The sequence below is a fragment of the Lysobacter capsici genome, assembly GCF_018732085.1.
Classification (GTDB): Bacteria; Pseudomonadota; Gammaproteobacteria; order Xanthomonadales; family Xanthomonadaceae; genus Lysobacter; species Lysobacter capsici_A.
Genome location: NZ_CP076103.1, coordinates 533561 through 551103, shown reverse-complemented (window position 1 = coordinate 551103; position 17543 = coordinate 533561). Strand labels below are relative to the sequence as shown.

Below are 17543 nucleotides of genomic sequence, written 5' to 3'. Positions count from 1 at the left end.
CCTATAACGACGAATGGGCTAATGAGCGGTTCAGCGGTTAATGGGCGGGCGTCACTGAATCGGCTCTGCGGGCGGCGGCGCGTGCCTGGCACCTATAGCGCACGGCGTGCGTGCCATATGCGCGGACCGGTCGGTTGCGCTGGGATGGCCGGCGGTTGTCGTGGTCGAGGTTGCGCGGTCGCGGCTTGCGCCGCTCCTACAGGGGGCTGCGGGCGGGAGCGTCGCAGGTGGCGGCGTGGTTGGGCGAAGCGACTGCAGGAGCGGCGCAAGCCGCGACCGCGTCAATGAAACAACACCGCAATCCCACCGCGGCCACGCAAACCAATCGCGGGCCATGGCCGTGGAAGGCATGGCAGAACGCCGCTTCCGCGGTCAGCGGTCAGCGGTCAGCGGTCAGCGGTCAGCGCAGCTTGCAGCCGACCCACCGCTCGCTCAACCCCGCCTCGGCGCCAACCTGCGATCGACCCGCTGCAACCACGACGCCACCGGCGTGCGCGCCACGAACAAACCGGCCAACGCGCCCAGCCCGTTGGCCAGGGCGTCGGCGGCATCGCCGCTGCGCGAATCGGTCAGCGTGGCCTGGGCGAATTCCAGGCCCACGCCCATCGCGATCAAACCGATCGCCGCGATCGCCTGCGGCCGCATCCGCGCGAACAGCATGCCGGCATAGGCCGACATCGCCAGGTAGGCGCTGAAGTGTTCGATCTTGTCGAACTGCGAAAACGGCGTCGGCGGCAGATCGCGCGCGGGCAGCAGGCAGGTCGCGATCACCACCGCGATCATCGCCAGCCACAGCGCGACCCACAGCGCCGGACGTTCGAATTCGCGCAGCCACGCGCGCGCCGGCGCGGCGCTCACGGGCCCGCGCTCATGAGCACACACAGGTCGCCACACCGACGTGCGATCACAGACGATGACTCAGATCGCCGGCCAGAAAGGCGACGCCGAACTCGACGTCCTTCTGCAATCCCATCACCTGGAACCGCTCGCCCATTTCGCTGGGCAAGGTCAGTTGCTTGACCTCGGCGAGCCGGCGTTGCTTTTCGCTTTCGTCCTTGATCGCCTCGATCCGCTGCAGCACGCCGGCCAGGCCGTTGCCGAGCAGGAAACTCGCCTGCGAGCAGTAACCGGCCAGATCGAATCCCGCGTGTACGCCGGCTTCGACCAGCGCGGTGAAATCCACCGACGCGGTCAAGTCCTGCAGACCCGGCCACAGCAAGGGATCGCCGTGCATGCGATGACGGTAGAACGCGCGCAAGGTGCCGTCGCTGCGCTGCGGCGCGTAGAACTCGCCGCGCGGATAGCCGTAATCGACAAACAGCATCGCGCCGCGGCGCAGGCCGCCGGACACGGCCTGGATCCAGTACGGCAACTGCGGCAACAACTCGGAGCGATAGCCTTCGGCGAACGGGTGTTCGAGCCGGCGCTCGGCCTGGCGCACCGCGTTGGCGAGAAAATCGTCGGCCGGACGCAGCTCGCGGGCGAAGCCCTCGCCGTCGACCACGACGTGCTCTTCGTGGACTTCCTCGTTGTGGATGGCGAAGCGCGGCGTCGGCAGCGCATCGATCACTTCGTTGGCGAACAGCACGCCGTCCCACTCGTCGCCGAACGGGCCATCGGGCCATTCCAGCAGTTCGAACAGCGGCGGCACCAGGCGTTCGCGCAGACGCTCGCGCTGGCGGTGACGCAGTTCGGCGCTGGGCTCGAGGATGGCGTAACGGTCCGGCAGCGCATCGAGTTCCAGCAGCCGCTTGAGCGCGACCTCGGCGAACGCGCCGGTGCCGCCGCCGACTTCGAGAAACCGCGCCTGCGGCCCGACCTGCTGCAACACCGGCGCCACCGCTTCGGCCACGCACGCGGCGAAGATCGGCCCGAGCTCGGGCGCGGTGACGAAATCGCCGTCGCGGCCGAACTTGCTGGCGCCGGCGCTGTAATAGCCCAGGCCGGGCGCGTACAAGGCCAGTTCCATGTAGCGCGAGAACGCGATCGCGCCGCCGTTCGCGGCGATCTGCTCGCGGATCAGTTGGGCCAGGCGCGCGCTGTGGGCGAGCGCGTCGGCGTCGGGAGGCGGCAGATCGAAGGTTTTCAAAGGCGGAGGACAGGCAGCGGGAACAGGCCGTCAGGATACGGCCCGGCGGCGGCGGCGGCGAGTTGCGCGCGGCGAACGGGCTGTTGCGGCCGGTCCATGCGGGACCGCGCCGCCGGACGCTAGCGCTTTGGTACTAAACGCGCGGCTTTCGGCGCTGCGTGCGGTTTACTTTCAAACTATCCGTGCAGCATGGCGCGGTCACCCCAGGAGGCTCGCGCATGAGCACGGTCGATCCGGCCATCGTCCGGCGCCAGGAACTGATCGATCAGTTTCAACAGCCGCAGCGGCCCAACTGGCTGTTGTGGGCCTTGGTCTTGATCGTCGCCGCACTGTGGGGCCTGTTCGCCTATTCGGTCGCGCACGTCGCTCAGTATCCGGTCGGCGACGGCTACGTGGTGCCCCTGGCGTATGCGGCCGACGCCACCCCGCCGATGTTCTGGGGCATCTTCGTCGGCGCCTTCGGCGCCTTCATCCTCGGTTTCCTGCTGAGCTTCGTCCTGGCCGAGCTGTACGGCCTGGCGGCGACCACTTGGGGCAGCTTCGCGCTGACCCAGGTCGCCTGGGCGCTCGGCCTGTGGCGCGGCGCGGCGGATTCGTGGCTGCCGCCGGTGCCGGTCGGCGCATCGCTGGCCGCGCCCTCGCCGCCCAGCGCGCAGTGGGATTGGCTGACCTGGCTAGGCTGGCATTCGCAGCACTGGCTGCCGCTGTTGCTGGTCGCCGCGGCGCTGGCGTGCGCGATGTTCGCGCTGCGCGCTTACCGCAAGCGCGTGCGCTACTTCCTGCGCCTGCGCCGGATCGTCAGCGAAGGCGCGCGCACCGCCGGGGTGGTCACCGAAACCCACGACACCGGCGTGGAGATCCTCAATCAGCCGCGCATTCGCTACGTGGTCAAGTTCAGCGACCACCAGGGCGTCGAACGCTGGGTGACCAAGACCAGCCAGTTCGATGCGATGCAGTTGCCGCGCGCGGGCGACGCGGCAGTGGTGTGGTTCTATCCCGAGCATGCCGGCGACGAAAGCCGGATCGCGGTGGCGCTGGGGGCGGTCGACGACGAGTTGCTGGCTGCAGCGTTGGCGAAGACTTAGCGGCGATACGTTGCGCCGCGGCGATTGCGCGGGTTTCGGCGCGGGCGTTGTGGCGCGGTCGCGACTGGCGGCGCTCCTACAGTCGGTTTGCGTGGTTGCGATGCGAGCGTGCGGGGTCGCTTACCTCGTCGTTGCAAATGCCGCGCGAACGACGAGCGCGAATACGCGAACGAATCGGGGCGCCGAAGCGCCCCGATCCTGGCCGTCACGAACGTTCTGCTTCAGCGAGCCAGCGGGCTTTCCAGCTGCAGCCCTTCAAAGCCGCACGGCACCTCGCCGTCGACCGCGTACCGATACAACGCCGCCGAGTACACGCTGCCGAGCGCGCTCTGGTACACCGCCAGCGCCAGCAGCACGAGCACGGTGATCGCGCCGAGCAGCACCGCCAGGGCCGAGGACAGCAGGCCCAGCACATAGGCCAGGCCGAAGCCGAGCAGGCCGACCGCGACCATCGCCAGACCCGTGGCCAGGCCGATCCCGACCATGCCCGCCGCGCTTTCGCCCCAGGTGCGCTTGAACATCGCCACGCTGCGCTTGACCGCATCGACCGGCCCCACGTCCTCGGCGACCAGCACCGGCACCACCAGGAACGTCGCCATGGTCCACGCCGCGCCGAGCGCGCCGCCGATCAGGCGCACGATGAAGTTGTTGTCGCGGTCCTTGAGCGCCTTGAGGATCATGCCGACGGTCGCGGCGATCGCCGCGTACCCGGCGATCGCGCCCAGGCGCGAGCGCGCGGCGTTGAAGCCGTCGGCCAGGGTCGGGTCGCCGCCCTCCAGCCGGATCATCGCCGCGCTGACCAGCGCGCAGTTGCAGAAGATGATCGCGAAGTACTGGCAGAAGTAGAACGCGAACGCGAACAGCAGCGAGCCCGGCCCGTAGCCGTCGGCGAACACGTCCAGCGCCAGCGCCGGGATCAGGAACGTCGCCAGCACGACCAGCACGCAGGCCGCCGAGATGATCGGGAAGATCAACAGCTCCCGATCCGAATTGAGCACCGCCGCGCTGGCCTTGGCCAATTGCCAGCTGCGGGAAATTTTCTCGAACATCGCCTGCCCCCAGGTTTAGTGACCGGGGCATCGTCGAACCTGTGATGGGAATTCGCAAGTGGGATGGGTTGTGGGTGATCTGAAACAAGAGCGTCGGGGCTGAAGCTCCCTCCCACAAAAGACTTCCGGCTTCGCGTCAGGACGAGGTCTTTTGTGGGAGGGGCTTCAGCCCCGACGCTTTCGGCTCAGATCAGCGATCACCCCAAGCAACCGGCTCAACCGCCGCGGCTGCGCTCGATCGACACCCCGACCCCGCGCGCATTGCGGATCGCGCCGGGCTTGCTCAACTTGAGCCGGACCCGCGCGACCTTGAACTCGTCGAGCACGATCGCGGCCACGCGCTCGGCCAAGGTCTCGACCAGACCGAACTGCGACTGCGCGACGAACTCGGTGATGCGCGCGCACACCGCCGCATAGTCGAGCGTATCGCCGATCGCATCGCTGGCCGCGGGCACGCGGTTGTCGAACGCCATCTCCAGATCGAACACCAGCGGCTGGCGAATACCGCGCTCCCAGTCGTAGATGCCGATCACGGCTTCGATTTCCAGGCCTTCGATGAAAACGTGGTCCATGAGTTGAGAGCCGGGAATGGGGAATGGGGAGTTGGGAATCGGAAAAGCGGTTGCGGCGCTATCTGAAGCACCGCGTTCGGATCGAGGGTCGTTCATGGCGTTCGCATGCAACGAACGACAAGAGGGGCGAAACGCGGGGCGCTAGCATGCCACGGGCCGCACGAATGCGCCGTCCGATTCCCGATTCCCGGCTTTTTACACCGCCCGCAACAACGCCATATCCCAACGCGGCGTCACCTTCACCGCGGCCTCCTCGTGCTGCCCGGCCTGCAGTCGCAGCGCGCCGGCGTAGGCGATCATCGCGCCGTTGTCGGTGCAGAACATCGGCCGCGGGAACGCGACCCGGCCACCGCGCTTTTCCGCCATCGCGGCGAGCTTGGCGCGCAGGCGCGTGTTGGCGCCGACGCCGCCGGCGACCACCAGGGTCTTGCAGCCGGCCGCATCGAGCGCGCGTTCGCACTTGATCGCCAGGGTGTCGACCACCGCGTCCTCGAACGCACGGGCGATGTCGGCGCGGGTCTGCTCGGTCTGGTCGCTGTTCTGCCAGGCCAGCAGCACCTGGGTCTTCAAGCCGCTGAAACTGAAATCCAGGCCGGGCCGGTCGGTCATCGGCCGGGCGAACTTGTACCGGCCCGGGGTGCCGAGTTCGGCCTGCGCCGCCAGTTGCGGGCCGCCCGGGTACGGCAGGCCCATCAGCTTGGCGGTCTTGTCGAAGGCTTCGCCGGCGGCGTCGTCGAGGGTCTCGCCGAGCAGCCGGTACTGGCCGATCCGTTCGACCGCGACCAGCTGGGTATGGCCGCCGGACACCAGCAAGGCCACGAACGGCGGCTCGGGTCGGCCGAGCGGGTCGTCCTCCATCAGCGGCGCGAGCAGGTGGCCTTCCATATGGTGGACACCGATCGCCGGCACCTCGAGCGCCCAGGCCAGCGCGCGCGCGACCCCGGCGCCGACCAGCAGCGCGCCGACCAACCCGGGGCCGGCGGTGTAGGCCACCCCGTCGAGTTCGTCCACGCGCAGTCCGGCCTCGGCCAGGGTCTGGCGGACCAGCGGCAGCAGCTTGCGCACGTGGTCGCGGCTGGCCAGCTCGGGCACCACCCCGCCGTACTGCGCGTGCAGGGCGATCTGGCTGTACAGCGCGTGCGCGCGCAGGCCGGTATCGGTGTCGTAGACGGCCACGCCGGTCTCGTCGCAGCTGGTTTCGATGCCCAGGACTTTCATCGGGACGGGCCCTGGGACGAGGCGGGGGAAGCCGTTTTCTGGGAGAATGTCGCGTTCATGGGGTGTATGTTGCACCTTCGTCGGGGGCATCGCTATAATGCGCGGCTCTCCCGGTCCTCCGGGCCGGTCCCAGATAACGAGATTACGTATGCCCAGCGTCAAAGTCCGCGAAAACGAGCCTTTCGAGTTTGCCCTGCGTCGCTTCAAGCGCACCTGCGAAAAGGCCGGCGTCCTCGCCGAAACCCGCAAGCGCGAGTTCTACGAGAAGCCGACCCAAGAGCGCAAGCGCAAGGCCGCCGCGGCGGTGAAGCGTCAGGCGCGCCGCGCCTCGCGCGACGTCACCAAGCGCCAGCGCTTGTACTGATCGCGCATTCCGCGCATGGCCAGCTTCGCGGCTGGTCCTGCATGGGATGACCATCAAGCCGGCCGCGCCTCGTGCGCTGCCGGCTTTTTGCGTTCCACGCCGGAAGGCCGGGAATGGGGAATCGGGAGTGGGGAATCGGAAAGGCAGCCGCCTGCGCCCCACCCCGCCCCATTCTGCCGATACCGCGCAGTCCGTGACCGATTCCCGATTCCCGATTCTCCATTCCCGATTCACGAGCCCCTTATGAGCCTCAAGCAACGCCTCACCGAAGACATGAAGGCCGCCATGAAGAGCGGCGACAAGCACTCTTTGGGCGTGATCCGCCTGATGAATGCCGCGCTCAAGCAGAAGGAAGTCGACGAACGCATCGAGCTCGACGACGTGGCGGTGATTGCGATCCTCGACAAGATGGTCAAGCAGCGCCGCGACTCGGTCAGCCAGTTTGAGGCGGCCGCGCGCGAAGACCTGGCCCAGGTCGAGCGCGAAGAGATCGTGGTGATCGAACGCTACCTGCCGGCCAAGATGGGCGAGGCCGAAGTGCTGGCGGTGATCGAGGCGACCATCGCCGAAGTCGGCGCGACCGGTCCGGCCGACCTGGGCAAGCTGATGGGCCCGCTCAAGGCCAAGCTGGCCGGCAAGGCCGACATGGGCCAGGCCTCGGCGCTGGCGAAGAAGCGTCTGGCCGGCTGAGCCGCGCCGCGACACGCCGCTCTCCTGGACGAGAGCGGCCTTGGAACCCCGCAGGCGCCGCGACCGTGGCGCCTGCGATCCACGCCCGCAAGGGCCGCACACCCGGAGGTGCACCATGAAACGCAAGACCACCCACCGCGACTGCTTTCACGCCGCTGCTGTCCGAGATCGCGCCGGCGTTTGACGCCGCCGCCTGCTTTCGAGACCGACTTCGAAGCGACACACCACGATGATCGCGGCATCGTCGACACCGCGCTCGACGCGGCGCCCACGCGTGAAATCACCCGCAAGCGCCGCAAAGGCTTCCCGTCCGAATCCCGGGTCAAACGCGGCCGGCGGCTGGTCCATGGCGACAAGGAACTGGTCGAGAAGCTGGGGCGCAACGATCCGTGCCCCTGCGGCTCCACGCGGAGGTTTAAGGAACTGTTGTCTCGGCGCCGGGCGGTATGAAGGGGTCGAGCGCGACGATTACTTCCGTGATTGAGCGCTTCGGCGGCTGACAATGGCCGTCGTGATGGCCGTCGCGTCGCTTGCTTGCAGGCGGCGCGGTGGTTTTTGTTGGCGCGGTCGCGGCTTGCGCCGCTCCTACAGGGGGATACGGCGCATTCGGCGGCGGCTGGGCCTGGGTGCATGAACCACTGCGGCCCGCGCCTATACCTTCTCCGCCTGAACCCCACCCGCGCGATCTGCACACCATGCCGACGCGCCGCTAACCCGATTGACGGATACTGAATGCGACGCTGCACGCGCCGCCATTGTCTCCGCATGCCCGTACATCCCGATCCGCCGACTTCGCCCCCGACCGGCCACGCGCCCACGCGCGACGCCGCGGCGCGCTCCGCCCACCCGGACCTGCGCGCCGGCGCCGGCGAGTTCGCGCACGAGACCCTGGAACGCATCCACGCCCTGCAGGCCCGCCTGGAGCAGAGCTGGCCGGGCAAGTTCGTGCAGCGCTTCGTCGACTACGACATCCTCGCCCTGGCGGCGGCGCTGTCGTTCTACACCCTGCTGTCGCTGGCGCCGCTGATCCTGATGGTGCTGTGGCTGACCACCGCGCTGTACCCGTCGGCGCAGGAAGAATTCTTCCGCCAGATCGGGCTGCTCGCCGGCAGCCAGGTCGAAAGCACGGCGCGGCTGATCGTGGCCAATGCCGAGAACCGCCCGGGCACGGGCTCGTTCGCGGCCCTGTTGGGCACCGTCGCACTCCTGGTCGGCGCCTCGGCGGTGTTCGGCCAGTTGCAGGCCGCGCTCAACCGGGTGTTCCGCAGCGACGCCAAGCGCCTGGGCGGGCTGGCCGCGTGGCTGCGCAAGCGCCTGCTGTCGTTCGGCATGGTCATCAGCGTCGGCTTCCTGCTGGTGGTGTCGATGGCGGTACAGGCCGCGCTGCAGCTGCTGATCGCCTACGTGCCCGACCTGCTGCCGGTGTTCGCCGCGGTCGCCTCGTTCGTGCTGTACGCGCTGGTGTTCGCGGCGATGTACCGCTGGCTGCCCGATCGCCCGGTCAGCAAGGGCCGCTCGCTGGTCGGCGGCGCGCTGACCGCCGGCCTGTTCATGCTCGGCCGCAGCGCGATCGGCCTGTACCTGGGCCAGGCCAGCCTCGGCACCGCCTACGGGCCGGCCGGCGGCCTGGTGATCATGCTGGTGTGGATGTACTACTGCGCGGTGGTGTTCCTACTGGGCGCGCTGATCACCGCGATGCTCGACGAACACGCGCGGGTGCGCCGGCGCCTGGCCGAGGAGCGCAAGGCGGCGGGGCTGGCGGCGCAGCCGGGAGCCGTCGCTGCCACCCCGCACGACGCCGCGCCGCCGGCCTGAGTCGGGTTTTTCGGTTTGCGGCGGCGCTTGCATCGCGCCGCTTGTCGATCCTGCCTCCGCGCGTTCGTCGCCTGAGTATCTGCAGCGCAACCGAGGACACCGATGAAGATCCACTGGATTCAAGCCCAGGCCCCGCGCCGGGTGCTCGCCCTGGTCAAGCACCTGGGCATCGAGGCCGAGCTGATCGAGCACGACCTCATGGCCGGCACGATGAAACACCCCGACTACGCCGCGCTCAACCCCAACATGAAAGCGCCGACCCTGGTCGACGGCGACGTGGCGCTGTGGGAGGCCTCGGCGATCATGGCCTACCTGTGCATCCGCGCCGGTTCGGACATGTGGCCGGCGCACAACCCGGCCGAACAGGTGCAGGTGCTGCGCTGGCTGTCGTGGAACGATTGCCACTGGGCCACGACGATCGATGCGCACTACTTCGAATACATCATCAAAGGCCACTACGGTTTCGGCGAACCCGACCTGGAGCTGCTGCAGTCGCGCCAGCGCGACATCGCCAAGTACGCCGGCGTGCTCGACGGCCACCTGCAAGGCCGCGATTACGTCGCCTGCGACCGGCTGACCATCGCCGACTTCCAGCTCGCCTCGATGGCGACCTACTGGCGCCAGTGCCATCTGCCGCTGGGCGACTACCCGAACATCGTGCGCTGGCTGGACGGGCTGATGCGGATTCCGGCCTGGGCCGAGCCGTGGCCGGGGCGGCCGGGGTTGTAGGCGGCATGGAAGAAAGCCGCCGAGGACTCAGGGGTCCAAGACGGCCAGGACGATTGTGGGAGGGGCTTCAGCCCCGACGCTGTTCGCTCAGATCGCCACGCGGATAGGGCTTTCGACCAAAGCACGGCGACCTGAGCGAACAGCGTCGGGGCCGAAGCCCCTCCCACACAAGCAAAGCTTCTCTTGCGCAAGCCCGCATGCCCAGCCGAAGCCCGCCCCATCCCGTCGCGGCCTGAGCGCGCCGCTCATGGCATCCTAGTCGCCGATCCGCAACGAGTTCCGCAGCCCCTCGCGGGCGCCCCCGGCATGGCCCGCATCCCCGACGGCTTCATCGACGACCTCCTCGCCCGCACCGACATCGTCGAGGTGGTCGGCGCGCGCGTGCCGCTCAAGCGTCAGGGCAAGGAATACTCGGCGCGCTGCCCGTTCCACGACGAGCGCTCGCCGTCGTTCTGGGTCTCGCCGACCAAGCAGTTCTATCACTGCTTCGGTTGCGGCGCGCACGGCACCGCGATCAGCTTCCTGATGAACTACGACCGGCTCGAGTTCCTCGATGCGGTCGAGGAACTGGCCAAGCGGGTCGGCGTGGAAGTCCCGCGCGACACCCGCTCGCGCAACGAGGATTCCGACACCCAGGAGCTGTTCAACGCGCTGGAGGCCGCGCAGCGTTTCTTCCTCAAGCAGTACGCGAGCAGCGGCAAGGCCCAGGGCTATCTCGACAGCCGCGGGGTCAGCATCGACATCCGCGACCGCTTCGGCATCGGCTACGCGCCCGACGGCTTCAACGCGCTGCGCGATGCGCTGGGCACCGACGAGCGCCGGATGAAACTGCTCGAACGCGGCGGCATGCTGTCGAAGAACGACACCGGCCGCGTTTACGACAAATTCCGCGACCGGGTGATGTTCCCGATCCACGACCGGCGCGGCCGCGTGATCGCCTTCGGCGGCCGGGTGCTCGACAAGGAAGACGGGCCGAAGTACCTCAACTCGCCGGAAACTCCGCTGTTCCACAAGGGCCGCGAGCTGTACGGCCTGTGGCAGGTGCGTCAGACCCACAACAAGATCCCGCGCCTGATCGTGGTCGAGGGCTACATGGACGTGATCGCGCTGTTCCAGCACGGGGTCGACACCGCGGTGGCCACGCTCGGCACCGCGACCACGCCCGACCACGCCGAACTGCTGTTCCGCAACGCCGCCGACGTGTACTTCTGTTTCGACGGCGATCGCGCCGGGCGCGGCGCGGCGTGGAAGGCGGTCGAATCGGTGCTGCCGCGGATGAAGGACGGACGTCAGGCGTTCTTCCTGTTCCTGCCCGACGGCGAAGACCCCGATTCGCTGGTGCGCACCGAAGGCGCCGAAGGCTTCGACCGGCGCTTGCGCGATGCGACGCCGCTGTCGCAGTTCCTATTCGACTCGATCGCCACCGACGTCAACCTCAATACGCTCGAAGGCAAGGGCCGTCTGGCCGAACGCGCCAAACCGCTGCTCGCGCAGATTCCCGACGGCGCGTTCGCCGATCTGATGAAGCAGCGGCTGACCGAACTGACCGGGGTCGGCGGACGCCAGGCGACGCCGGAAACCCACGTGCCGACCCAACGCGCGCATTCGGGCGGAGGCCGTCACGCGCCGACGCCGCGGCGTTCGCTGGTGCGCAGCGCGATCGGCGTGCTGTTGCAAAAGCCATCGCTGGCCGCCGGACTGACCCCGCCGTATCGCTTCTCCGCCTTGCGCCAGCCGGGCATCGAGCTGCTGACCGAGATCGTCGAAGTGGTGCAGCAGCGCCCGGAAATCAGCACCGGCGCCTTGCTCGAACACTTCGCCGAGCATCCGCAGTCCGGCGCCTTGCAGAAGCTTGCCAGCCAGAGCCTGCCGGGCAACGACGACACCTTGCAGCGCGAGTTCTTCGACGCGGTGGGGCAGTTGGAGAAGCAGATGGTCGAGCAGCGGCTTGCCGAGTTGCAGATGCAGCAGGGCGAGAGCGGGCTGAGCGATGAGGAGAAGAGGGAGTTGCTGGCGTTGTTGCAGGCGCGGTTGAGTCGGCCTCGTGCGCCGAATTGATTCGGGATTCGGGATTCGGGATTCGGGATTCGGGATTCGGGATTCGGAAGTCGGAAGTCGGAAGTCGGAAGTCGGTATCTGGATCGTGAGTTGCGATTGCGGTTTCGGTTGCGGTTGCGGTCAACATCACACGCATTTGCAAACAGCGCGTTTGCCGGAGCCCATCTGCTCACGATGCTCAGCGTTCTCTCCTACCGTCATTCCCGCGAAGGCGGGAATCCAGCGCCTTTCGTGCGAGAACGCTTGAAGTCACTGGATTCCCGCGTTCGCGGGAATGACGTTCTGGAGGGATGACGCTGCCGTCTTGGATTCCCGCGTTCGTGGGAATGACGTTCTGGAAGGATGACGCTGACGTCTTGGATTCCCGCCTTCGCGGGATGATGTTCTGGAGGGATGACGCTGAAGTCACTGGAGTCCCGCTGTTGCGGGAATGACGTTGTGGCGGGATGACGCTGAAGCCTCTGGATTCCCGCCTTCGCGGGAATGACGACCTGGGGCTACGCGGTCTACCAAGGATTCACCGGGTGCAGGCGTTTCCGCTGAAGCCTCACCCCCAAACCTCCCCCATCACCCGCGCAAAATTCCCGCCAAGGATCTTGCCGATCACCGCATCCGAATGCCCGCGCGCCGACAACAATCCGGCCAAGGTCTCGAAACGGCGCGGCGTGTTGAGGTCGGGGATGTACAGATACACCGTTTCGCTCTCGCCCGGCGCGGAAATCCCGAGGCGACGACGATCGCGGATGTCTTCGCGATGACGCGCCTTGTACTTCTCGCTCAGGTCCACCGGCGAGAGCATGTTGTCGGTGCCGATGCCGACGTGGTCTTCGCCGCAGATCTTCAACGCGTGCTCGATATGCCGGATCAGGTCGGCGGCCATCGGCTGGCCGCTTTCTCGCAGGAACGGCATCAGGTAGATGCCGACCACGCCGCCGCCGTCGGCGACCGCGCGCAGTTCGGCGTCGGTCTTGTTGCGCGGGCGCTCGACCAATGCCGCGCAGCCGGTGTGACTGATCAACACCGGCGCCTTCGACGCGGCGATCGCCTCGGTCGCGGTGCGCCGGCCACTGTGGGCCAGATCGATCAGGATGCGGCGCTCGTTGAGTCGTTCGATCAGGCCGTGGCCGAAGCGGCTGATGCCGGCGTTGCCGGCTTCCATGCAACCGTCGCCGACCAGGTTGCGCACGTTGTAGGTCAGCTGCACCGTGCGCAGGCCGAGATGATGGAAATCGTCGACGCGTTCGAGCTTCTCGCCGATCGCTGCGCTGTCCTGGAACTGATAGACCACGCCGAGTTTCTTCTCGCGCCGCGCGCGCTCCAAGTCGGCGCCGGTGCGCACCCGCGCGAACACGTCCGGGTGCAGATCGATTTCGTTTTCCCACAGGCCGATGCTGCGCACCGCTTCTTCGTAGGCGCCTTCGTACTGCGCGACCGGGCCGACCGTGGTCTGCAACACGCGCAGGCCGCTGCTGCGTGCCTCGTCGATCAATCGCTTCGACAGCGCTTCGCCGGGGCCGGAATCGGCATCGCCGATGAAGCCGCAACCGTCGACCACCATCGCCTCGTCGTACGGCGCCCAGCGCGGCGGCGACATCGCCGCGCGCAACGGACCGGCCGCGCCGGCGGCGAACGCGGCCGCGCCGGCGAGCGCGCCGCGGATCAAAAACGACCTTCGATCGAGCATCGACCTTCTCCCTGGACGCGGCACCCGGCGCGACGCCGGTCCCGCACTCTAAGCCAAACGCCGGCCGGTTCCGTCCGTGACTTTCGGGATGGATCACAGCGGCGACGCGGCGCGCTAAGCTCGGGGTCCGTGCGTCAGCGCCGCGGGGCCGACGCCCACTCGATACACCGGGGAGAACGACGATGTCGCTGCGCCATGTCCTATCCGTCAGCGCACTGGCGCTGGCGTTCGCCCAACTCGCCCACGCGCAGGATGTTGCACGCCAGGAACAAGGCAACCGGGTCAGCGAGAACGTACCGGCGATCGGCCCCGAACTGCTGGAGCGGCTCAACCGTTACCAGAACACCCGCGGCGCCGGTTTCGCCGGCTGGACCCATGATGGCTGCGTACTGATCGGCACCCGCTTCGCCGAAACCACCCAGGCCCATCGCGTCTGCCAGCCGCTGGGCATGCGCGAACAGCTGACCTTCTACCCCGAGCCGGTCAATCGCCTGACCGCGGCGCCCGCCGGCTTGAACGGTTTCGTGTTCGGCAAGGACATCGGCGGCAACGAGTTCTGGCAACTGCACTGGTTCGACCTGGGTTCGCGCCAGGTGAGCCTGTTGACCGACGGCAAGTCGCGCAACGAATCGCCGCTGTTCTCGCACGACGGCAAGCAGCTCGCCTACAGCAGCACCTTGCGCAACGGCAAGGACACCGACGTGTGGGTGATGGACTTCGCCACGCGCAAACCGCGCGCGGTGGTGACGCAGGGCGGCAGCTGGGACGCGGCGGATTTCTCGCCCGACGGTAAGCGGTTGCTGGTCAGCAAGTTCGTGTCGGCCAGCGAAACCTATCCGGGCGTGGTCGACCTGCAGACCGGCAAGCTGGAGATGTTCCCGGTCGACGGCGGCAAGGCGGCGATCGGCGATTTCCGCTTCGCCAAGGACGGCCGCGCGGTCTATTTCGTCTCCGACGAACCGATCGACGGCAAGGCGCAGGAGTTCGCCAGCCTGCGCCGGCATGACCTTTCCACTCACAAGCTGCAGGTGCTCAGCGCCGATATTCCCTGGGACGTGGGCGGGGTGTCGCTGTCGGAAGACGGCAAGCATCTGTTGTTCGTCAGCAACGAGGATGGCATCAGCAAACTGCACGTGCTGTCGCTGCCCGACCACATGCCGGTGAAACTGCCGGAGCTGCCGATCGGCGTGATCGGCGGCGTCGACTTCTCGCCCGACGGCAAGCGCATCGCGGTGTCGATCAACACCGCGACCTCGCCCAGCGACGTGTACGTGATCGACCTGGGCAGCCGCCAGCTCGCGCGCTGGACCCGCAGCGAAGTCGGCGGCCTGGACTCGAGCAAGTTCGTCACCCCGACCCTGGTGCGTTACCCGACCTTCGATCAGCTCGACGGCAAGCCGCGCACGATTCCGGCGTTCTACTACAAACCCGCGAACGCGCCGGCCGGCAAGAAGCTGCCGGTGGTGATCCAGATCCACGGCGGCCCGGAAGGCCAGGCGCAGCCGACCTTCAACGCGACCGCGCAGTTCCTCGCCAACGAACTCGGCGTGGCGGTGCTGGTGCCCAACGTGCGCGGCTCATCGGGCTACGGCCGCACCTACCTGGGCCTGGACAACGCCGAGAAACGCGAGGATTCGGTCAAGGACATCGGCAGCCTGCTCGACTGGATCGCCAAACAGCCCGAACTCGACGCCAAGCGTGTGGGCGTGCATGGCGGCAGTTACGGCGGTTACATGGTGCTGGCCTCGCTGATGCATTACAGCGACCGCATCCGCGCCGGCGTCGACATCGTCGGCATTTCGGATTTCACCACCTTCCTCAACAACACCGAGGCCTACCGCCGCGACCTGCGCCGCGCCGAATACGGCGACGAGCGCGTGCCGGAAATGAAGGCGGTGTTCGATCGGATCTCGCCGTTGAAGAACGCCGGCAAGATCCGTTCGCCGTTGTTCGTCGCGCAAGGCAAGAACGATCCGCGGGTGCCGTACACCGAGGCCGAGCAGATCGTCAAAGCGGTGCGCGGCAATGGGCAGCCGGTGTGGTTCTTGATGTTCAACGACGAGGGGCATGGGTTTCAGAAGAAGGCCAATGCCGATTACTTCAGTGCGGCGACCATGGAGTTCTGGCAGCAGCATTTGATCGGGAAGTGAGGTTGGGGTTGGCGGGTCGGGAGCGAAAAGCGAGTCCCCCCTGCCCCCTTTTGCAACGGGGGGGAAACGGTTCGTGCTTCGTCGGGGGTTATGCGTCGCGATTCGACTCTCGACTCTCGACTCTCGACTCTCGATTCCCGATTCCCGATTCCCGATTCCCGAATCCCGAATCCCGAATCCCGAATCCCGAACAAAACCCTCGCCCCCTTTGACAAAGGGGGCGAGCGCCCCGCGCCGGCACGAAGTCGCAACGCCTCCTCAGCGCGGGGGATTTTCGCGACACCCCGCCTGCGACGCGACCTGGATCGCTACATCCGATCCATTCAACCCATCGATTCCACCGCGATCAAGCGACGTCGAAGATTCGACCCGTAGCCGTCACGAAGCGGGGGAATGCCTGTCCCTCAAGCCCCTGCGACTGGCCCGGCCGGATAGGACCAACCCTGGCCGAAGTCATTGAATTGAAATACATACCAGGGGTTTTCCCCACTGGGATGCCGGCGCATTAATGGCTAACTTCCTGTGTCATCAGCACACAGCCCAGGCTCCGTCGATGACCGACCCGATCAGCTCGCGCCCCGCCTTCGAGCGCCTGCCGCCGTTGGACCCGTCGACCCAGGCGGTCACGCCGCAGACCTTACGCGACGCCGATTCCTCGCAAGCGCGCGCCACCACCGACGCGCTGACGCCGCCGCAACTCGACACCCTGCGCGAACAGGTCGATGCGCTGCCGCTGGCCGAGCGCGACATCGTGGCGCAGGACCTCGCCGGCAAACTCGACGCGCCGCAACTGCAAAAGCTCGAAGCCGCGTTCGGCCGCGACACGATCGCCGGCGCGGTCGAACGCAGCAGCGGGCCGCAGGTACGCGATGCCTATGCGGCGCTGCCGCGCGACGACGACGGCGACAGCTTGGTCGACAAGCTCAAGCAATGGCTCGGGCTGTCGCCGCAAGCGCAGGACGGCACCCGGGAAATCTCCGCGACCGTCGTCAACCCCGACAGCGGCGAGGTCAACGACGCGGTCTGGACGGTCGACTCGCAAGGCCGGCCGATCCATGCCGAAGGCACCTTGCGCACCGTGTTCAGCAAGATCGAACGCAGCGACGCGGAGACCCAAGCGCAAGGCGCCGCCGCCGATCGCGGCGTCGAAGGCGACCAGGGCGGCCACGTGTTCGGCCACCGCTTCGTCACCGACCAGGGCCTGAAGAACCTGTTCCCGCAGAACGGCAACTTCAACATGGGCGCCTACAAGACCCTCGAGAACGAATGGGCGGCCTGGGTCGACAAGGGCATGGACGTGCAGATCAGCGTCGATCTGACCCCGCGCAACGTCGATCGACCGGACCGGGTTCGCATTTCCTATGAGGTCATCGACCCGAGCGACGGCAGCAGGGTTTACGATCAACGCGTCAGCTTCGACAACCGCGCCGGCCAGCACTACGACCGGGTCGACGGTAGTCAGATGGACGACATGATCGCCGCCGGTTGATCGCCGGCGCGCCCTTACCGATACGCCCAAGGCAGGACATGAACAGAGACGAATTGCTTGGCGAGATCGCGCGCCTGATCGTGGTCGACCCCAAGGCCGGCGAACGGCCGTGGGACGGTTACGCGCTGATCGCGTGGTACGGCGACGGCATCAGCCGCCTCAACGGCTTCCGCTACGACAAGGGCCAGCCGGGCGAACCGCTGACGCCGTCGGGTGTGGAGATCGAAAACCGCCTGGAAGAACTGCGCCGGGTCACCCAGGTCAAGGACAAGGCGCCGTGGCGGGTGTGCATCATCCGCATCAACCGCGAAGCGGCCGAAGTCGCGATCGACTTCGAGTACGAAGAGCCGGGCAAGTGGTACGTGACGCCCGACAGCGCGGCGGAGATCGCGGACAAGGTCAAGCCTTGGTGAGGTGAGCGGTGCGGCGGTGGGCTCGCCGATGGCGCCCACTCGCACCGCAGGCTCCGTCCGCTCCCTGTAGGAGCGGCGCAAGCCGCGACCAACCGAAGCGACGCACGAAAGCGCCGTAACCGAAGACCGGATAACCGG

16 protein-coding genes and 1 pseudogene are annotated in these 17543 nt (G+C 67.4%); 10 read left to right on the top strand and 7 right to left on the bottom strand.

Going from position 1 to position 17543, the window contains the following annotated elements:
- Positions 1-432: 432 nt before the first annotated feature.
- Both KME82_RS02245 and KME82_RS02240 read right to left on the bottom strand, forming a co-directional pair.
- Complete coding sequence (locus tag KME82_RS02245; protein ID WP_215497082.1) at positions 433-858, bottom strand: VanZ family protein; 426 nt, start codon at positions 856-858, stop codon at positions 433-435.
- 46 nt (positions 859-904) lie between these two features.
- On the bottom strand, positions 905-2089 hold the full coding sequence (locus KME82_RS02240; RefSeq protein ID WP_215497081.1) for a class I SAM-dependent methyltransferase: 1185 nt from the start codon (positions 2087-2089) through the stop codon (positions 905-907).
- Between the two features lie 218 nt (positions 2090-2307).
- Here KME82_RS02240 and KME82_RS02235 point away from each other — a divergent pair, with 218 nt between their 5' ends.
- Positions 2308-3174: a hypothetical protein gene (locus KME82_RS02235; protein ID WP_215497080.1), complete on the top strand. Its 867-nt coding sequence runs from the start codon at positions 2308-2310 to the stop codon at positions 3172-3174.
- 221 nt (positions 3175-3395) lie between these two features.
- On the opposite strand, the gene KME82_RS02230 is transcribed toward KME82_RS02235, so the two are convergent.
- The 3 genes and pseudogenes from KME82_RS02230 to tsaD all read right to left on the bottom strand — a co-directional run bounded on the left by KME82_RS02230 (position 3396) and on the right by tsaD (position 6013).
- A complete protein-coding gene (locus KME82_RS02230) occupies positions 3396-4223 on the bottom strand; it encodes a DUF6159 family protein (protein WP_215497079.1) in 828 nt (275 codons plus the stop codon).
- 215 nt (positions 4224-4438) lie between these two features.
- Positions 4439-4795 carry a dihydroneopterin aldolase gene (folB, locus tag KME82_RS02225; RefSeq protein WP_056115356.1) on the bottom strand — a complete coding sequence of 119 codons (357 nt, stop codon included), beginning with the start codon at positions 4793-4795 and terminating at the stop codon, positions 4439-4441.
- A 58-nt stretch (positions 4796-4853) separates the two neighbouring features.
- Positions 4854-6013: pseudogene (tsaD, locus tag KME82_RS02220) on the bottom strand (tRNA (adenosine(37)-N6)-threonylcarbamoyltransferase complex transferase subunit TsaD).
- Between the two features lie 148 nt (positions 6014-6161).
- Between tsaD and rpsU the strand changes: the two are divergent.
- From rpsU to KME82_RS02195, 5 genes are all read left to right on the top strand, one after another.
- Complete coding sequence (gene rpsU / locus KME82_RS02215) at positions 6162-6377, top strand: 30S ribosomal protein S21 (protein WP_031371286.1); 216 nt, start codon at positions 6162-6164, stop codon at positions 6375-6377.
- A 243-nt stretch (positions 6378-6620) separates the two neighbouring features.
- On the top strand, positions 6621-7067 hold the full coding sequence (locus tag KME82_RS02210; protein WP_036112471.1) for a GatB/YqeY domain-containing protein: 447 nt from the start codon (positions 6621-6623) through the stop codon (positions 7065-7067).
- A 180-nt stretch (positions 7068-7247) separates the two neighbouring features.
- Entirely contained in the window at positions 7248-7517 is a 270-nt protein-coding gene (locus KME82_RS02205; RefSeq protein ID WP_215497077.1) for an SEC-C metal-binding domain-containing protein, read from the top strand.
- 315 nt (positions 7518-7832) lie between these two features.
- Positions 7833-8882, top strand: coding sequence for a YihY/virulence factor BrkB family protein (locus KME82_RS02200; RefSeq protein ID WP_215497076.1), 1050 nt, complete (start codon positions 7833-7835; stop codon positions 8880-8882).
- A gap of 102 nt (positions 8883-8984) precedes the next feature.
- The gene (locus KME82_RS02195; protein WP_215497075.1) at positions 8985-9611 is read left to right on the top strand and encodes a glutathione S-transferase family protein; all 627 of its coding nucleotides are present in this window, start codon (positions 8985-8987) and stop codon (positions 9609-9611) included.
- Here the strand turns inward: KME82_RS02195 and KME82_RS26955 are convergent.
- Positions 9527-9832, bottom strand: a complete 306-nt coding sequence (locus tag KME82_RS26955; protein ID WP_430538777.1) for a DUF6053 domain-containing protein — start codon at positions 9830-9832, stop codon at positions 9527-9529. The two genes, KME82_RS02195 and KME82_RS26955, sit on opposite strands and share 85 nt — an antisense overlap.
- A gap of 85 nt (positions 9833-9917) precedes the next feature.
- On the opposite strand from KME82_RS26955, the gene dnaG reads away from it, so the two are divergent.
- Positions 9918-11669: a DNA primase gene (dnaG, locus tag KME82_RS02190; protein WP_215497074.1), complete on the top strand. Its 1752-nt coding sequence runs from the start codon at positions 9918-9920 to the stop codon at positions 11667-11669.
- Positions 11670-12216: 547 nt separating this feature from the next.
- On the opposite strand, the gene KME82_RS02185 is transcribed toward dnaG, so the two are convergent.
- Positions 12217-13353 carry a dipeptidase gene (locus tag KME82_RS02185; protein ID WP_215497073.1) on the bottom strand — a complete coding sequence of 379 codons (1137 nt, stop codon included), beginning with the start codon at positions 13351-13353 and terminating at the stop codon, positions 12217-12219.
- 182 nt (positions 13354-13535) lie between these two features.
- Here KME82_RS02185 and KME82_RS02180 point away from each other — a divergent pair, with 182 nt between their 5' ends.
- The 3 genes from KME82_RS02180 (at position 13536) to KME82_RS02170 (ending at position 17405) form a co-directional block, all read left to right on the top strand.
- Complete coding sequence (locus KME82_RS02180; protein ID WP_215497072.1) at positions 13536-15503, top strand: S9 family peptidase; 1968 nt, start codon at positions 13536-13538, stop codon at positions 15501-15503.
- A 553-nt stretch (positions 15504-16056) separates the two neighbouring features.
- Positions 16057-16992, top strand: coding sequence for a DNA/RNA non-specific endonuclease (locus KME82_RS02175; protein WP_215497071.1), 936 nt, complete (start codon positions 16057-16059; stop codon positions 16990-16992).
- 38 nt (positions 16993-17030) lie between these two features.
- Positions 17031-17405 (top strand): hypothetical protein, encoded by a 375-nt coding sequence (locus KME82_RS02170; protein ID WP_036112484.1) that lies wholly within the window; start codon positions 17031-17033, stop codon positions 17403-17405.
- The last annotated feature ends 138 nt before the right edge of the window (positions 17406-17543 follow it).